The organism is Streptosporangium sp. NPDC000239 (assembly GCF_040300765.1).
In the GTDB taxonomy this organism is placed as follows: Bacteria; Actinomycetota; Actinomycetes; order Streptosporangiales; family Streptosporangiaceae; genus Streptosporangium.
This window is the reverse complement of sequence record NZ_JBEPEI010000014.1, coordinates 200,567-216,007: the sequence shown is the minus strand read 5'-3', so window position 1 is coordinate 216,007 and position 15,441 is coordinate 200,567. Positions and strand designations below refer to the sequence as shown.

24 protein-coding genes and 1 pseudogene are annotated in these 15,441 nt (G+C 68.7%); 21 read left to right on the top strand and 4 right to left on the bottom strand.

Annotated elements, in window-relative coordinates:
- From ABT340_RS29710 to ABT340_RS29615, 20 genes and pseudogenes are all read left to right on the top strand, one after another.
- A partial coding sequence (locus ABT340_RS29710) for a hypothetical protein (RefSeq protein WP_352014148.1) occupies positions 1–249 on the top strand: 249 nt, incomplete at its 5' end.
- A gap of 4 nt (positions 250–253) precedes the next feature.
- Positions 254–631: a hypothetical protein gene (locus ABT340_RS29705; protein ID WP_352014147.1), complete on the top strand. Its 378-nt coding sequence runs from the start codon at positions 254–256 to the stop codon at positions 629–631.
- Entirely contained in the window at positions 628–981 is a 354-nt protein-coding gene (locus ABT340_RS29700; RefSeq protein ID WP_352014146.1) for a hypothetical protein, read from the top strand. Before ABT340_RS29705 ends, ABT340_RS29700 begins: the two co-directional genes overlap by 4 nt.
- A gap of 286 nt (positions 982–1,267) precedes the next feature.
- A pseudogene (locus ABT340_RS29695) lies at positions 1,268–1,498 on the top strand (BldC family transcriptional regulator); the annotation flags it as partial.
- A 307-nt stretch (positions 1,499–1,805) separates the two neighbouring features.
- Positions 1,806–2,423, top strand: a complete 618-nt coding sequence (locus ABT340_RS29690; RefSeq protein ID WP_352014145.1) for a hypothetical protein — start codon at positions 1,806–1,808, stop codon at positions 2,421–2,423.
- Complete coding sequence (locus ABT340_RS29685) at positions 2,420–3,568, top strand: SRPBCC family protein (protein ID WP_352014144.1); 1,149 nt, start codon at positions 2,420–2,422, stop codon at positions 3,566–3,568. The genes ABT340_RS29690 and ABT340_RS29685 overlap by 4 nt, the downstream gene beginning before the upstream one ends.
- 44 nt (positions 3,569–3,612) lie before the next feature.
- Complete coding sequence (gvpJ, locus tag ABT340_RS29680; RefSeq protein WP_352014143.1) at positions 3,613–4,026, top strand: gas vesicle protein GvpJ; 414 nt, start codon at positions 3,613–3,615, stop codon at positions 4,024–4,026.
- A 1-nt stretch (position 4,027) separates the two neighbouring features.
- On the top strand, positions 4,028–4,843 hold the full coding sequence (locus ABT340_RS29675; RefSeq protein WP_352014142.1) for a GvpL/GvpF family gas vesicle protein: 816 nt from the start codon (positions 4,028–4,030) through the stop codon (positions 4,841–4,843).
- A gap of 3 nt (positions 4,844–4,846) precedes the next feature.
- Complete coding sequence (locus ABT340_RS29670; RefSeq protein ID WP_352014141.1) at positions 4,847–5,116, top strand: gas vesicle protein GvpG; 270 nt, start codon at positions 4,847–4,849, stop codon at positions 5,114–5,116.
- Positions 5,117–5,120: 4 nt separating this feature from the next.
- A complete protein-coding gene (gene gvpO / locus ABT340_RS29665) occupies positions 5,121–5,495 on the top strand; it encodes a gas vesicle protein GvpO (protein WP_352014140.1) in 375 nt (124 codons plus the stop codon).
- A gap of 1 nt (position 5,496) precedes the next feature.
- Complete coding sequence (locus ABT340_RS29660) at positions 5,497–5,913, top strand: gas vesicle protein (RefSeq protein ID WP_352014139.1); 417 nt, start codon at positions 5,497–5,499, stop codon at positions 5,911–5,913.
- Positions 5,906–6,694 (top strand): GvpL/GvpF family gas vesicle protein, encoded by a 789-nt coding sequence (locus ABT340_RS29655; RefSeq protein ID WP_352014138.1) that lies wholly within the window; start codon positions 5,906–5,908, stop codon positions 6,692–6,694. Before ABT340_RS29660 ends, ABT340_RS29655 begins: the two co-directional genes overlap by 8 nt.
- Entirely contained in the window at positions 6,684–6,926 is a 243-nt protein-coding gene (locus ABT340_RS29650) for a gas vesicle protein (RefSeq protein WP_352014137.1), read from the top strand. The genes ABT340_RS29655 and ABT340_RS29650 overlap by 11 nt, the downstream gene beginning before the upstream one ends.
- A 7-nt stretch (positions 6,927–6,933) precedes the next feature.
- Positions 6,934–7,347, top strand: coding sequence for a gas vesicle protein K (locus ABT340_RS29645; protein WP_352014136.1), 414 nt, complete (start codon positions 6,934–6,936; stop codon positions 7,345–7,347).
- A 300-nt stretch (positions 7,348–7,647) separates the two neighbouring features.
- The gene (gene folP / locus ABT340_RS29640; protein ID WP_352014135.1) at positions 7,648–8,499 is read left to right on the top strand and encodes a dihydropteroate synthase; all 852 of its coding nucleotides are present in this window, start codon (positions 7,648–7,650) and stop codon (positions 8,497–8,499) included.
- On the top strand, positions 8,496–8,933 hold the full coding sequence (locus ABT340_RS29635) for a nuclear transport factor 2 family protein (protein ID WP_352014134.1): 438 nt from the start codon (positions 8,496–8,498) through the stop codon (positions 8,931–8,933). The genes folP and ABT340_RS29635 overlap by 4 nt, the downstream gene beginning before the upstream one ends.
- A complete protein-coding gene (gene folB, locus ABT340_RS29630) occupies positions 8,930–9,292 on the top strand; it encodes a dihydroneopterin aldolase (RefSeq protein WP_352014133.1) in 363 nt (120 codons plus the stop codon). Before ABT340_RS29635 ends, folB begins: the two co-directional genes overlap by 4 nt.
- Positions 9,289–9,786 carry a 2-amino-4-hydroxy-6-hydroxymethyldihydropteridine diphosphokinase gene (gene folK / locus ABT340_RS29625; protein ID WP_352014132.1) on the top strand — a complete coding sequence of 166 codons (498 nt, stop codon included), beginning with the start codon at positions 9,289–9,291 and terminating at the stop codon, positions 9,784–9,786. The genes folB and folK overlap by 4 nt, the downstream gene beginning before the upstream one ends.
- The gene (locus ABT340_RS29620) at positions 9,783–10,232 is read left to right on the top strand and encodes a DUF3180 domain-containing protein (RefSeq protein WP_352014131.1); all 450 of its coding nucleotides are present in this window, start codon (positions 9,783–9,785) and stop codon (positions 10,230–10,232) included. The genes folK and ABT340_RS29620 overlap by 4 nt, the downstream gene beginning before the upstream one ends.
- Positions 10,233–10,597: 365 nt before the next feature.
- The gene (locus tag ABT340_RS29615) at positions 10,598–11,227 is read left to right on the top strand and encodes a hypothetical protein (RefSeq protein ID WP_352014130.1); all 630 of its coding nucleotides are present in this window, start codon (positions 10,598–10,600) and stop codon (positions 11,225–11,227) included.
- 73 nt (positions 11,228–11,300) lie between these two features.
- On the opposite strand, the gene ABT340_RS29610 is transcribed toward ABT340_RS29615, so the two are convergent.
- Positions 11,301–12,167 carry a hypothetical protein gene (locus tag ABT340_RS29610; protein ID WP_352014129.1) on the bottom strand — a complete coding sequence of 289 codons (867 nt, stop codon included), beginning with the start codon at positions 12,165–12,167 and terminating at the stop codon, positions 11,301–11,303.
- A 310-nt stretch (positions 12,168–12,477) separates the two neighbouring features.
- On the opposite strand from ABT340_RS29610, the gene ABT340_RS29605 reads away from it, so the two are divergent.
- Positions 12,478–12,912 carry an NUDIX hydrolase gene (locus tag ABT340_RS29605; RefSeq protein WP_352014128.1) on the top strand — a complete coding sequence of 145 codons (435 nt, stop codon included), beginning with the start codon at positions 12,478–12,480 and terminating at the stop codon, positions 12,910–12,912.
- Here ABT340_RS29605 and ABT340_RS29600 read toward each other — a convergent pair whose 3' ends face one another.
- The 3 genes from ABT340_RS29600 to ABT340_RS29590 form a co-directional block, all read right to left on the bottom strand.
- Complete coding sequence (locus tag ABT340_RS29600) at positions 12,913–13,386, bottom strand: HIT family protein (protein ID WP_352014127.1); 474 nt, start codon at positions 13,384–13,386, stop codon at positions 12,913–12,915.
- A gap of 152 nt (positions 13,387–13,538) precedes the next feature.
- Complete coding sequence (locus ABT340_RS29595; protein ID WP_352014126.1) at positions 13,539–13,829, bottom strand: antibiotic biosynthesis monooxygenase; 291 nt, start codon at positions 13,827–13,829, stop codon at positions 13,539–13,541.
- A 147-nt stretch (positions 13,830–13,976) separates the two neighbouring features.
- Positions 13,977–15,173: an MFS transporter gene (locus ABT340_RS29590; protein WP_352014125.1), complete on the bottom strand. Its 1,197-nt coding sequence runs from the start codon at positions 15,171–15,173 to the stop codon at positions 13,977–13,979.
- Positions 15,174–15,441: the final 268 nt, after the last annotated feature.

The window sequence follows — 15,441 nt, the reverse complement described above, 5'->3', positions numbered from 1 at the left end:
GCCAGGCATGCCTCTGGTCGGATCGTGGAGGTCCAGATCATGCACGACACCCCCGGCCGTCCGGTGATCCCGGGTTGGCGGTTGATCATCAGTGATGCGGGCCGGTTCTGGTTTCGTACTCACGTCTTCTCCCGTGTCGCCGTGCGGGCCGGAGCGCAGTCGGCGGTGGACGCCGACACTTTCGATGAGGTTCAGGTGGCTGTGGCCGAGCAGGAGAAGACCGCCCGCGACGCCGTCGCGGGGGTGTGACCCCGTGACCGGCCGGCACCGGGACGGCCTGCCGTACGCGCCGGTGTACAAGCGGGTGTGGGACGGCCCAGCTCGCGCGGAGGCCGAGCGGATCGACCAGGCCTGGGCGGACTGGACCGTGCTCTACAGCCTGGGACGACGCAGCTTCTATGCCGTCGCGGCCTGGGAGGGATCTCGGCCGGTGATCGTGGAGGATCCCACCTCCGAGGGGTTGGAGGAGCGGATGCGGGAGGCCGAGATGATCAGAGCGATCCGGCTCTCGTCGCGGTCCTCCCCGGCGCCGGTTCGGCGTAGGAGGGGTGGGGCCGGCCGTCCGCCTTCCGGGGCACGGAACGGGGAGGTCGGCGGGGAGCGGGGTTCGCCTGGTGGGAGGGTGGCATGACGTCGGGTGTCGCACGGCGGAGTTGCGACGCCGTACAGCATGTCCACTCCGACTGGCTCGTCTTCCACAACTCGGCGACCGGCCTGTGGAGCGCCTACCGTCGCGTTCTTCCCGGCAGGCCGGATCTCGGGGACACGCCGCTGGTGCGGGCCGGGTCGGCTGAGGAACTGGACCGCAAGCTGGCCGCCCAGGTGTCCCCGGCGGTGCCGCCGAGCATCCGGGCCGTCGCCGTCGCCCGCGCTCTCCAGACTCGGACCGCTCGGACCCCCCGGGTTGTCCAGGCCGTATGTCCTGGTCAGGTCGTCGCGCCGGGCCGGTCCACGACGTTGCGCGAGTTGCTGCGCTCCTAGAAGCCGGTACGGCGGGCGGTGGAACGTCGTCTCGCCGTACCCCATGAACGTGCGGCTCAGGTGGGAGGGACCTGGGCCGCACATCTCCGCAAGGCGGCTCCCATACACGCCGGGACAAAGGGGTGTGTCGGGGAAGAGGGAGTCGTCTGGCGCACCGGCCCCGTATTCGTGGGCCGGTCCTCCTCCAGGGTGCCCGGCCACCTGCTCCCCGGCTCGGGGCCGGGCGCCCGCCCCCCGAAAAGGCGCCGCTCCACCGAAGCCGCCGCTGACCCCCTATGGAGCCCCCATGTCCCCACTCAAGGCCGTCGCCCCCGACGGCACCTTCTCCACCGGGCCGGACACCACCGAACGGCTCCTCACCCCCGGCGAGGTCGCCGGGATCTTCGGCGTGGACCCCAAGACCGTCAACCGCTGGGCTCTCACCGGCCGTATCCCCTCGGTGCGAACCCCCAGCGGCCACCGCCGCTACCGCGAAACCGACATCACCGCCCTCCTCGACGGAGACCGTCCCCAGGGCGGTCCCACCGACCGTCGAACCTCCCGGGATGAGGGTTCGGCCAGCTCTTCGCGATCACTGGTGCCTCCGGCCGCCACGAAAAACCAGGAGAAATGCGTCTTTTCAGGTTACAAACGAGGTATGTCTACTTTTTACCTATATGTGTTTTTCTGTCGGCTTTTCGGGTAGGGGGACAGCCTGTTCGGAAACCAGATGCTTCCGACACGTTTAAAGCGGCAGACGTTTGTCCTGGACAACGTCTCCTTCCCGCCGGTGGCCCGTCGAGGCTTCGGGCGGACGGATTCCACGACGGAGTGATCGTTTAGGGGTGGCGATCGTGAAATGCGGAGTGCAGATGGCCCTGGCGGTCGGCGCGGGTTACTTCCTTGGCCGGCGTCACAAACTACGGACGGCGCTGGCGCTGGCGGCGGCGGGCGCGACCGGTCGGCTGGGCATGGGCGGAGGCGGCCTGCTGCAACAGGGCCTGAAGCAGCTCGGGGCCTCTCCCGAGCTGGAAAAGCTCACACAGAACGTGCGAGGCGAACTGCTCGACGTGGGTAAGGCCGCGGCCAGGGCGGCGGCGAGCAGGCAGATCGACTCACTGACCTCCAAGCTTCACGAACGCGCCGAGTCGCTGCGCGTCCCCGGTGGTCTCGCGAGTGAGGAGGAGGAAGAAGAGGAGGAGACGCGTCCGAGGAGGCGTCGTCCTACCGAGAGCCGGGGCCGTACGGCACGCAGGTCCCGTGAGGAACCGGAGGACGAGGAGGAGGAGTTCGAGGACGAGGACGAGGAGGAACCGGAGGACGAGTTCGAGGACGAGGAGGAAGAGGAAGAAGAGGAGCCTCCGCGGGGCCGGGGCCGGGCCGTACGGGTCCGGAGTCCGCAGCGGGAGAGGGCCTCCCGACGTGACCGTCCCGTCCGCCGCGTCCGGGATGAGGCGCGATGACCGAGCAGACGAGGACGAAGGGGAACACACAGACTCTTCCCGTCGATCAGCTCACCGAGGAACTCCGCAATCTCGCCGAGGCGCTCGGAGAACGGCTCCTGTCGTCCGCGACCGAGAAACTCGGCGGACTGACCGGCCGGCTGACCGACTACGTCGACAAGGGCGACGGCGGGGTGGTCGGCCTCGTCGGATCGGTGATCGGCTCGAAGCACCCCGTGGCCAGCGGGCTCAAGGAGGTGGCGAAGACAGCGGCCGGAGGCCTGCTCCAGAAGGTCACCGGTGGCGGCAAGGGCGGCAGGGGGAAGAAGCTCAAGGTCACCAACATCGTCGAGACACTCGACGTGGGAGCCCCGCTACGGCTCGTCTACGACCAGTGGACCCAGTTCGAGGACTTTCCCAGCTTCACGAAGAAGGTCGAGGGGGTTCAGCAGGAGGCCGAGGAGAAACTCTCCTGGAAGGCACAGGTCTTCTGGTCCCACCGGACCTGGGAGTCGACCATCGTCGAGCAGATCCCCGACCGGCACATCATCTGGCGTTCCAAGGGAGCCAAGGGCCATGTCGATGGCGCCGTGAGCTTCCACTCGCTCGGCCCCGACCTGACCCGTGTCCTGCTCGTCCTGGAGTACCACCCACAGGGACTGTTCGAACGCACCGGCAACCTGTGGCGGGCGCAGGGCAGGCGGGCACGCCTGGAGTTCAAGCACTTCCGGCGGCACGTCATGACGCAGGCGCTGCTCCATCCGGACGACATCGAGGGCTGGCGTGGCGAGATCCGCGACAGCAAGGTCGTCAAGGACCACGAGACCGCCCTGCGGGAGGAGGAGTCGAGGGAATCCGAGACCGAGGAGACAGAAGAGGACCAGAGAGAACCGACGCCCGTGAACGGCGAACACGCCGCCGGGGCCGAGGAGGAACCAGAGGCGTCCGCGCAGGCGAGGCGTCCGGTACGGCGCCGCCGCGCCGAAGCCGAGAAGCCGGAAGAGCCCGAGGAGCCCGAAGAGTCGGAGGAACCGGAGGAGCAGGACGAGGCCGATGAGGCCGAGGCTGCCACTCCGAGGCGTCCGGTCCGGCGTCGCGCCGCGGACACGAAGACAAGGGAGGCTCCGCGCCCGGCCCGCCGCCGGGCAGCCGCCCGGAGCACGTGACGTGGGATCCGGGAGGACATCGCGGAGCCGGGGAGAGGCGGCTGATGACCATCGTGCAACCTTCGGGGGCGGGAGGGGGTGGCGGATCCTCCTCAGGACTGGCCGACGTCATCGACACGATCCTTGACAAGGGCCTCGTGATCGATGCCTTCGTCAGGGTCTCGCTCGTCGGCATAGAGATTCTGACGGTCGACGCCCGCATCGTCGTGGCCAGCGTCGACACCTATCTGCGTTTCGCGGAGGCCGCGAACCGGCTCGACCTCACGCAGACAGGAGGAAAGGGCCTGCCGGAAGTGGTGCAGGACATGACACAGGGCGTGGGCAGGGCGAAGACCAAGGGCATCACGCAGGGGGCGCTGGACGCGGCGGGAGACAAGCTGCGTGACTTCCTGGGTGCCGAGGAGTCCGAAGAGGAACCCGAACCGGCGCCTCGCAGACGGCGAAGGGGGGAGGACTGAGATGCCCCGCTCCACGAAAGAGACCGAGACCGCAGGGACCGGCGAAGCCGTACGGCAGGCGGGAGGCGGCGCCTCCTACGTCTACGGCATCGTGCCGGGCGACACCGAGGTGGACCCTGACGCCAGGGGAGTCGGTGACCCGCCCGGACGGATCCGGCTGGTACGGCACGGCGAGATCGCCGCCCTGACGAGCGAGATCGCGCTGGACCGCCCGCTCGGCAGGCCGGAGGACCTCTTCGCCCATCAACGGCTGTTGGACGAGGCCGCCGCCGAGGTACCGGTGCTGCCGCTCCGCTTCGGAGCGGTGCTGACCGATGACGGGGCGGTCGTCGACGAACTGCTCGCCCCCAACCACGACGCGTTCCGCGACGCACTGGACGACCTGGAAGGGCGGACGGAGTACATCGTCAGGGGCCGCTACGTCGAACCGGTGGTGATCGGTGAGGTCCTCGCGGAGAACGCCGAGGCCTCCCGGCTGCTCGACGGGATTCGCGGCAAGCCAGAGGACGCGACATGGGACGCGCGAATCCGGCTCGGCGAACTGCTCGGCGAGGGTGTGGCGGCCAGACGTGACGCCGACACCGAGGAGATCGTCGGTGCCCTCGCCCCGCTGAGCGTCGCCGTCGCCGTACGGGAGCCGACCCACGAACAGGACGCCGTGCACGCGGCGTTCCTCATCGAGACCGACCGGTCGGAGGAGTTCGAGCGGGCCGTCGAGGAGTTCGGCGACCGGTGGGCGGACCGGGTGACCGTACGGCTGCTCGGACCGCTGGCACCGTACGACTTCGTCACGACCTCACAGGCGGGGGAGGGATGACGGATGGACCTGTTCGGCCTGACCCTGGGCCTGCCGTTCGCTCCGATCCGTGGGCTGATCCGGCTCGCGGAGCTGATCGAGGAGCAGGTCGAGCTGGAGACACGGAGCCCGGCCGGGGTCCGGCGGAGGCTGGAGGAGATAGCGGAGGCGAGGCGTGCCGGTCTGATGACCGAGGAGGAGGAGACCGAGGCGGTGACGCGGGTCCTCGGGCGGTTGACGGGCCGCCCCGGCACAGACGGCACCGCCCTGCCGGGCGACGGGGAGAGGGGGTGATCCCGTGCCGGCCAGGCGCAGAACCCGCGGTGAGCGGATCGCCGAAGTGGACGTCTCCGACGACCTCTACGACGAGGAACCCCTTGAGGAGGAGCCTCCGCGGACCAGAGGGCGGCGTCTCACCGCGGGGACCGTGGGCCGGGTCGCCGTACGGGAGATCACCGAGCTGACCGCGAAGGTGGTCGAGGGCGTCACGTTCGTGCAGCCGAAGGAGGACGGCTGGCTCGTCGGGGTCGAGGTCGTCGAGGACCGTCGCGTTCCTTCCTCCGGGGACGTCCTGGCGCTCTACGAGGTCGAACTGGACCGGGAGGGAGACCTGCTGTCCTACCGCAGGACACGGCGCTACAGGCGCGGCAGGGGAGACAGTGAGGGGCCGTGAGATGACCAATCCGGTACGACCCGGTTCCACGGTGCCCCAGGGATACGGCAGCAGGTCGCTCGCCGGACGGGAGACGACCAGCCTGGGCGACATCCTGGAACGCGTGCTCGACAGAGGCGTGGTGATCGTGGGAGACATCCGCGTGAACCTGCTGGACATCGAGCTGCTCACGATCAAGTTGCGCCTGCTGATCGCCTCGGTGGACACGGCTCGCGAGCTGGGCATCGACTGGTGGGAGCACGATCCGTGGCTGACCTCGAAGGACCGCGACCTGGTTGAGGAGAACCGCAGGCTCCGCAGGCGGCTCACCGCGCTTGAGGAGGACGGGCTCGTCGAGGCGCGGGAGGACCTCAGGGGCGTGACGCGCGGCGGGGCCACCGGAGAGCGGTCACGCGTGCCGAGGGAGGGCCGTGACTGAGACCGGCACATACGTGTACGCGATCGCACACGGCGCGGGCGGCCCCGACCCGTCCGGCCTGGAGGGGGTGGGCGGCGCGCCGGTGAGGACGATCGAGCACGCCGGTCTGGTCGCGTACGTCAGCGCCGTACCGCTCGACCGGTTCGGGGAGGAGCCGCTCCGGCGCTCGCTGGAGGACCTGGACTGGGTGGAGGCCACCGCCCGCGCCCACCACCGTGTCGTCGAGGCCGTCTCGGAGGCGGTCGCGACGGCCCCGGTGCGGCTTGTCACGGTCTACACCGGCGAGGAGCAGGTGAGCGCCCTGCTGGAACGGCGGCACGACGACTTCGCCGAGGTGCTCTCCCACGTCGCCGGGCGCAGGGAGTGGGGGGTGAAGGCGTACGCGGGGCAGCCCGCGGGGACCCCGTCGTCCGGCGGGCGGGAGCAGGAGGGCGAGAGCCCGGGAACGGCCTACCTGAAACGGCGCCAGGCGAGCCTGCACGACCGGGACACCGCGTGGCGCCACGCGGCGACCGAGGCCGAGCGGGTCGACGCCGCGTTGTCCGTCGTCGCCGTGGCGAGCAGACGTCACCGCCCCCAGGACCCCGAACTCTCGGGACGTGAGGAGTGGATGGTGCTCAACGGTGCCTATCTGGTCGACGACGACCTCGCCGACGAGTTCGTCGCGACTCTCGACACCCTCCGTGGGCGGGGTCTCGACCTGGAGCTCACCGGCCCGTGGGCCCCCTACTCCTTCACCGACATCGACCTTGGTACGGCGGAGGCGCCGGATGACGTCTGAGGTCTCCCGGGGAGCCGAGCTGACCCGGCGGGGACGGTTGCCACCGGAGCGGGTGGCGCTCGTCGATCTCCTGGACCGGCTGCTGGCGGGTGGCGTCGTGGTGACCGGCGACCTCGTCCTGTCCATCGCCGACGTCGATCTCGTACGGATCTCTCTCCGCGTGCTGATCACGTCCATCACGGAGGCGACCATGATCGATCCGGAGGGCCTCGGTGAACCGGTCAGGAGGTGAGCCGCCCGTGTCCGGGGGCCCGAGGCAGGGGACGGCACGGTCCAGGACGACATGGTCGGCCGGGGTGCTGTCGGGGGCGGCCCGATCAAGGGTGACCTGGCCGCGCGGGACGCGGCCGGAGAAGAGGCGCTCCGCCGTACGGCGGGACGGCTGGCGCCTCGACACCGACCCCGAGCGGGTCGAGCGCGACCTGACGTGCCTCGTCCTCACCCTCGTCGAACTGGTGCGTCAGCTGATGGAGCGGCAGTGCGTGCGACGGATGGAACAGGGGGACCTGTCCGACGAGCAGATCGAGACACTGGGCCTGACGTTGATGCGCCTCGAAGGCGCGATGAAGGAACTGTGTGAGCACTTCGACCTGTCCCCCGCCGATCTCAACCTCGACCTCGGCCCTCTCGGGACGCTGCTCCCCACGGACTGACGGTGGGCCTTAGGAGGATTTGTGGAGGTTTTCAGTGATTTATGGGGATGAACGGCATCTGTTTCGGAGCCCAAGGAAGGGGTGCGGGAAAGGGGGACGAGGCGGGGGAGGGAAGGCTAGTCTCTGATCGTGCTCGGGCTGATATCGCCAGACTTGCCAAGGTCCAGCCTGCTCCAGCCCCTCCAGTCCGGACACTTCGCACCTTGTGCCACCCGTCGCACACCGGGCGGGATCCCTTGGTATGACACAAGCCGGACCCGCGATATGGGCGAAGGGCGGACAACGCCTAGGCTTGTCCGCATGACTACGTGGAGTGTGCCGGGGCTGCCCAGCGAGGGCCGCTGCCTGGTGATGGGCGTGGTCAACGTCACCCCTGATTCCTTCTCCGACGGAGGACAGTGGTTCGACGTGGCGACGGCCGTACGGCATGGGCTTGAGCTGGTCGAACAGGGTGCGGACATCGTCGATGTCGGCGGCGAGTCCACCAGGCCCGGTGCGGCCAGGGTCTCGCTCGCCGAGGAGCTGGCCAGGGTCGAACCGGTCATCAGGGCGTTGAGCCGAGAAGGCGTCACCGTCAGTGTCGACACCATGCGGGCCGAGGTCGCGCAGGCGGCGGTCAACGCGGGTGCGAAGCTCGTCAACGACGTCAGCGGCGGCCTGGCCGACCCGGAGATGCCGAGAGTGGTGGCCGCCGCCGGCGTGCCGTACGTGGTGATGCACTGGCGCGGCCACAGCCACTCGATGGACAGCCGGGCGATCTACGGTGATGTTGTGACCGAGGTTCGCGAGGAGTTGTCGAAGCGGGTCGCCTCCGTGCTCGCCGAAGGGGTCGCGGAGAGTCAGATCGTGCTCGACCCCGGGATCGGCTTCTCGAAGAACTCCGACCACAACTGGGCCGTGCTCGCGGGCATCGACCACCTCGCCGAGCTGGGATACCCCCTGCTCATCGGAGCATCACGCAAGCGTTTTCTCGGCCGTCTGCTGGCCGACCAGGACGGTACCCCCCGACCCTTCGGCCAGAGCGACGACGCCACGATCGCCGTGACCGCCCTCGCCGCGCAGGCGGGGGCCTGGTGCGTTCGAGTGCACGACGTACGCCCGAACGCGGACGCCGTCCGCGTGGCCGCAGCAGTTCAGAGAGCGAGATCATGAGCGTCGACACCACCGCCGTCGAGACGGTCAACCAGGCGTTCTACACCGCGATCGAGAACGCCGACCTCGACCGCATGACCGAGATCTGGGCCGAGGACCTCGAAGGTGACCAGGTGAGCTGCGTGCACCCGGGGTGGCCGATCATCAACGGCCGCCAGGAGGTGCTGCGCTCCTGGGCGCTCATCATGGCCAACACGCCCTACATCCAGTTCGTGCTGACCGACGTCCGCGTCATGGTGCTCGGGGACGTGGCGATCCTCACCTGTGAGGAGAACATCCTCACCGCGGGCGACGAGGGTGATTCCAGCTTCGCGGCGGGAAAGGTCGTGGCGAGCAACACCTTCGTCAGGACCTCCGGTGGATGGCGGCTCTGGCTGCACCACGGATCTCCCGTTCTGCAAACCGACGACGACGAGGAGGAGGAAGCCGCGTGACGGACCGGATCAGCGTCAGGGGCCTGAGGGCGCGGGGGCGCCACGGCGTGCTGGCCGCCGAGCGGGAGCTCGGCCAGGAGTTCGTGGTGGACGTCACGCTCCTCCTCGACACCGCCCCGGCCGCCGAGGGCGACGACCTCGACAAGACCGTCGACTACGGAGAGCTCGCCCAGGACCTGGTCAAGGTCGTCGAGGGTGAGCCGGTGAACCTGATCGAGACGCTGGCCCAGCGCCTGGCGGACGTCTGCCTGGCCCGTGAGGCGGTTCAGTCGGCCGAGGTGAGCGTGCACAAACCCGCCGCACCCATCCCGCTGCCGTTCGACGACGTGGTCGTGACGATCGTCAGGAGCAGATCATGAAGATCGTGCTGGCCCTCGGCAGTAACCTGGGCGACCGGTTCGACACGCTGCAGGGCGCACTCGACTCGCTGTTCGACTCCTCGGAGCTGGAGTTCGTCGCGGTCTCCCCGGTCTACGAGACGGACCCGGTCGGGGGGCCCGAGCAGGGGCCGTACCTCAACGTGGTGGTCATCGCCTCCAGCACCCTGGAACCCAGGGCACTCCTCGAACGTGCTCTGAACGTGGAGAACGTCTTCGGCAGGGTCCGCGCCGAACGCTGGGGCCCGCGCACCCTGGACGTCGATCTGATCGCGGTCGGCGACCTGACCTCCGACACCCCCGAGCTGACGCTGCCGCACCCCAGGGCGCACGAGCGCGCCTTCGTGCTGGTCCCCTGGGCCCAGATCGACCCGGACGCCGTACTCGGCGGGCGTGGGATCACGGAGTTGCTCGCCGACCTGGATCAGACCTCTGTACGGCTTCGCCCAGACCTGACCCTCCAGAGGCCGGAGTGAGGCCGAGCCGTCCCGGGGTGCTCGTCGGTGTTCTCGTCGTGTGCGCCATCGTGTCGTGGGCGTTGCTGAGGCCGTTCTACTCGATCCTGCCGAGGGTGCCGTGGACGGCGATCCCCACGGTTTTGCTGCTGGCGATCGGTGAGGCCTACAGCGGGTGGATGACCCGGGCGAGGATCGAACGGAAGCCGGACACCAAGCCCGTCGAACCGCTCGCGGTCGCCCGCCTCGCGGCACTGGCCAAGGCGTCGGCGTACGCGGGGGCGGTCTTCGGGGGCATGTTCGCCGGATTCACCCTCTACACCGCCGAACTCCTTGAGCAGGAGATCCCCCGCCAGGACTTCATGATCGCGGGCGGCTCGTTCGTCTCGTGCGTCCTCCTGATCGGCGCCGCCCTCTACCTCGAACACTGCTGCAAGGTACCCAAGGACTCCGAAGAAGAGCGGTGACTCTTTGCGCCGCCTGCGGCGTCGCGGGTTGTGTCCTTTTGCGACGCCTGGCGGCGTCGCGGGTTGTGTTTCTTTGCTCCGCCTGGCGGCGTCGCGGGCTTGGGCGCTTTCGGGTCGGTGTCTTCCCTCGTCGTTCGTCCGCTGCGCTCCCTCACTCCTCAGTCCAGACACCGACGCGCCCAAGCCGACACTCCTCACACTTGGGGCCGGGAAAGCACAAGGCATGTCTCTTTGCTCTGCCTGGTAGCGCGCAAAGGGGCAAGCGCAGGGGGGTAGTCCCTACCCGTGATCTTCATGCTGGCCGCAGGGACACGGCGGCGCCCGGATGATCCACTGTTGCCCTCCGGCGAGAAGGGAAACGGGAGATGGAGCAGTGTGATCGGCGGGCTGCGATCGGAGCGGCGGCCGCGCTGTTGGTGGGTGGCACGACCGTGATGGCGGGCAGCGGAACCGCCCAGGCGGAGACCTCCGGGGAGCAGGCCAGGAAGTCATTCCGGGTGGTGGACCGCCGGGGCTGGCAGCGTTTCCTGGTGAGTTCGAGCAAACCCCCGATCATCAGCGGAGGTAGGACGTATCCCGCCGACCAGCGCCAGGGACCAGAAGGCACCTACCTGATCTTCAATGACGGCGACGGCAACGAGAAAGGAGGAATCGTCTCCTCCTCCGTCGGGGCCAGCATCTCGCTCGACTACACCAACGCGCAGGCGATCACGTTGGCCACCCGCTGGGAGGGCGTTCACGGCGCGGCGATGCTGGAGATGAAGCACATGCCCGATCCGGCGCTCCCGATCGACCTGGTGCCCGCCATGCCGCCCCGCGTCCAGCTCGGCTACAGCACCCCGGAAGGAGCTTTCCTGGTGCTCAGCGACTCACGAGGACGCCCGAGGATCGTGCTGGAGATCGACGGCGACGACAACCCGATGATCAAGGTGCTGGACTCCGAGGGCAAGGTGGTCGGCCGGCTTCCCGAAACGCCGGACGGGCAGGGCTCGTAGCCGTCGTCCAAGATCGCTGATCCAAGCCGGACGTTCGGCTGGGCGTCTCGCCATGCGGCGGCCGTGTGTTGTCTCACCAGGGGCTCTTGCCGGTGGGAGGCGGGTTGACGGTGTCGCTGCCCCAGGACAGGCGTTGGTCGACGGGGATTTCCATGATCTCCAGTTCCTCGTCGGCCAGCAGGGCCGCGACGCACTCCGGGCTGCCGCCGATGTAGGTGGTCATCAGGTCAACGTCGGTGGCGACGCACCAGGCCCGGTCCTGCGGCCACCACAGGCTGGCGTACCGACCCGACCATGGGATGTCGGAAAGCGAGGTGGTCGCCGCCCCCAGTGGCCCTTCCAGAAGGAGCATCGACCGCGCGGGCATCTCGACTCTGGGGATCTCCTCGTCATCCACGGGGAGGTTGAGGTCGCCGAAGCCATCCCAGACGGCGAACCAGCACCGCTCGGGGGTGGTGGTGTGCGGGGAGAGCAGGTGGACCAGTCGGGCGACCTGCCGCAGCGGCAGTGTTCCCTCCTCGGGCGGATAGCTCCAGATGCCCGGCTGCTCGTCGTTGAAGAAGCTCCATGCACCGGTGATGTACGGCCACTGCATCCCGGGATGAGGGACGCGCCCGTTGGCGAAGGCCACCTTCCTCCAGGAGGTCTCCTGCTCGACGTCACCCACGGTTATGCGCGGCGGATGGAACAGCCGGGCGTAGGCCCCGAAGACCGGCGGCAGCATGCACGCCACGATGTTCCAGTCGAAGGGGAGCGTGGCGGAGACGGCCCAGTCGGCGGGCCGTACGTCGGTGCACAGGGTCAGCTCACCAAGGGTGAAAGGTTCGTCCTGCCTGTTGGCGACGACAGGAGGCCTCACGGGCTTGGGCGCGAGCCCAGGCCGGGGTTCGGGGTGTGCCTCTACGTAGCCGTAATGCCCGGTGGCGTCGATGGGTTTCACCCTGCGTAAGTACTTTCCTTTGTCCCTCATCCGCTTTGTTCCTGTGTCTCTCTGTGTTGCGTCTCTTTGCTCCGCCTTCGGCGTCGCGGGCTTGGGCGCCTCGGGTCGGTGTCTTCCCTCGTCGTTCGTCCGCTGCGCTCCCTCACTCCTCAGTCCAGACACCGACGCGCCCAAGCCGACACTTCTCACACATGGGGCCGGGGCGTTCGGTTGGAACTCTTCATGTTTGGCGTCGGGGTGTTCAAGTTCTTTTTGCCGGTGTCCTTAATCTGGACGTCCCCAATGGTCGTCATTAATGGAGGGGAAATCGGTGACGGGCAAGGTCGTGAAGGACAAGGTCCTGTGCTACGTCGTTCGTGACGGGCGGTTGCTGGTCTTCCGGCACATCGGCTGCAGCTATGAGGAGGTCGGAATTCAGATTCCCGCAGGAAGCGTCAGACCGGGGGAGGCTCCGGAGGAGGCCGCGCTTCGCGAGGCGCGGGAGGAGACGGGCTTCACCGGGTTCGGGATCGTCAGGAAGCTGGGCGAGGTCGTCTACGACATCAGCCCCTACCGGTTCGAGATCCAACACCGCCACGTCTTCCAGCTGGAGCTCGCCGAGCCCACACCGGAGCGGTGGGCCGGCCAGGAGCTTCACGACAGCGAGCGGGAGCCCACCGATTTCGAGTGCTTCTGGATTCCACTGGAAGACGCCCACGTCCTCCAGTCCGGCCAGGGCGCCCTGATCGGGGCGCTCTTCGACTGACTAGAGGCGTAGTCGGTCGAGTTCTTCGCTGATCGTTTCTCGCAGGGCATCGTGTTGCGGGCCGAGGGCGAAGCGGTTGTCGTGCCAGTTGCCGTGGGGGTGGAGCCAGACGGGTTTGCTCACAAGGTCGGCCGGCTCCCAGTCGAACCTTGGCCATACATGAGCGTGCAGGAAGGCGTCGGTATTGCCAAGGATCTCCAGGTTGACCCGGCGAAAGGCTGGGTCGAGACGTCGGCAGGCCCGCTCGACGGCCTCCCCCAGGTCATCCATGTCGGACAGGAAAGCCTGCCGTCTGCCTTTCGGCAGGTCCGACAACCTCTCCACGGTTGGGTCGTCCGCCAGGAGCACCGAGTATCCCGGCAGGAACTGAACATCCCCGATCACTGCGAATCCGGAGTCCAGCCGCCGCAGCACGGTGGGGTTCTCGTCCCGCAACGCGCTTCCGATCCTGTCCGTCTGCCAGTTCTCAGCCATGCCCCGGACCCTATGCGGTCACGATCATGCGTTTCCCGAACGCCTCGAATCGCGTTGGTCCGGGATATCTGGGGGCTTTCCCGAAGCCAACGAGTGCGTCGGCCATGGCATGGTGCAGCCTGCCATCCTGTACGGGCACCGGCGCCGAGAAGTCATGTCTCCTGGCGGCCCTCCTCCATGCTGACCAGTTCGTCGATCGCCGCGAAGAAGGCGGCGATTCCCGGCAGGTTCGCGCCCTTGGCACGTGAGGCCGCGAAGTCCTCGGGGGAGCGCCAGTCCACGATGTCCAGCCACTCGTCGTCGGACAGGCGGATCAGCCTGGCGCCGAGGAATCCGGCGCGGTCGGCGGCGAAGTCGGTCAGCATCGCGGGTCGCGCGTCGAGCAGCGCCTGGGCGCGGTCGGCGGCGACACGGAAGCGGGTGAGTTCCACGGTGATCGTCATTGTCGTCTTCTCCCCTGGTGAAGCACGTCCGGTGATGACGATCACGCTATAGTAAGGATCATTGATAGTCAAAGTTATTGACTAAATTTCGGCGGCGAGGTGACCATACGCCGGGTCCAGGTGCTCCCTCCGGCGGGTGATCGGGCTTCAGCGAGTCGGCTGAAGAGAGGCCGAAGGGGTTCGCGGGATCAGGAAGGCGCAACAGGCCGTCACCAGAGCCACCGCGGGAGGGACGAGGAAACCGGCGTGGAAGTTGTCGATCACCATAGCCGTGAGCGCGCCGCCGAGGGCGTAGCCGCCCAGGAGGAACGAGGTGGTCCAGGCGATCCCCTCGGAGAGCCGTGAGGCGGGCACGAGCTGTTCGACCAGGGTGAAACTCGCGATCGTGGCGGGCGCGGCGGCGAACGCCAGCAGCGTCACGGCCACGCCGACCAGGACGACCGCCCCCGAGGGGACGGCCGCCGCGAGGGGCAGGGCGGCGCTGAGGGCGGCCGTCGCCAGGGCGGCGAGCCGTACGAGGCGGCGGGGCGGGAGACCTACGGCGCCGACGAACAGCGCGGCCAGGACCGAGGCGCCCGCGACGGCCCCGAGCACCAGGCCGCTCAGCCCGCGCACGCCCTGTTCCGAGCAGAACGCGACGACCGTGAAGTTGACGCTCCCGGAGAGGAGACCGAGCCCGGCCGTGGTGAGGCAGACCGGGCCGAGCCGCACCACACCCAGCGGCTCGCGAGTCCGCTGGCCCGGGGGCCTGCGCGGTGGTTCCGTACGGCGTTGCGCCGCGAACAGCACCGTCCCGGCGAAGCCGCAGCCGATCGCCAGGACGAGCCCGGCCAGCGGGGAGAAGGCGTCGGCCAGGAGGGCGGCCAGTGGCGGGCCGACGACCGCGCAGAGATCCTCGACCAGCGACTCCAGGGCGTAGGCGGCACGAAGCTCGGGCCGGTCCCTGAGCAACGCGCTCCACCTGGCCCGCGCGTAGGCGCCGACCAGCGGGGAGGTGGCGCCGCCCGCCGCCGCGCACAGTTGCGGGAACGGCGAGGGCAGATCCGAGGTGATCGAGAGCACCATCGCGCCCTTGGCGACCAGGTTGACCAGGGTGAGCGGAAGCAGTACGGCCCGCTGCCCGAGCCGGTCGACCAGCCGCGCCTGGAAGGGGCTGACGACGGCGGCGAGGAAGACGTAGGCGGCGGTGACCTGCCCGGCCAGCGTGTACGACCCCCGCTCGGCGGACAGCAGCAGGAGCAGGCTCAGCCCCATCATCGAGGCCGGCATCCTGGCCAGCAGCCCCGCCCCGCAGAAGGCGAGCGCTCCGGGCAGGGCCAGGATCGAACGGTACGGCGCCAGCAAAGGCCCTCCCGTTTCATATGGATCTTCGATCCTACGTAGGAACGGGCCTTCCGGTCCGAAGCCGGATCACGGATTCGGGGCGGGGTGACGGTCTCGGGAGTGGGGGTCAGGTCCTGTTTCGACGTCCGGTGTCGTGGCTGCTGAGCGGGTGAGGTCTCCAGCAGCCGTTGACCAACCAAGGGCGATCAGCACCGAAGCCCGCGCCATCCGAGGAAAGCGAGCCTGAACCGGTTGGGGTTACCGGCCCCAGGTGTGAGGAATGTCGGTT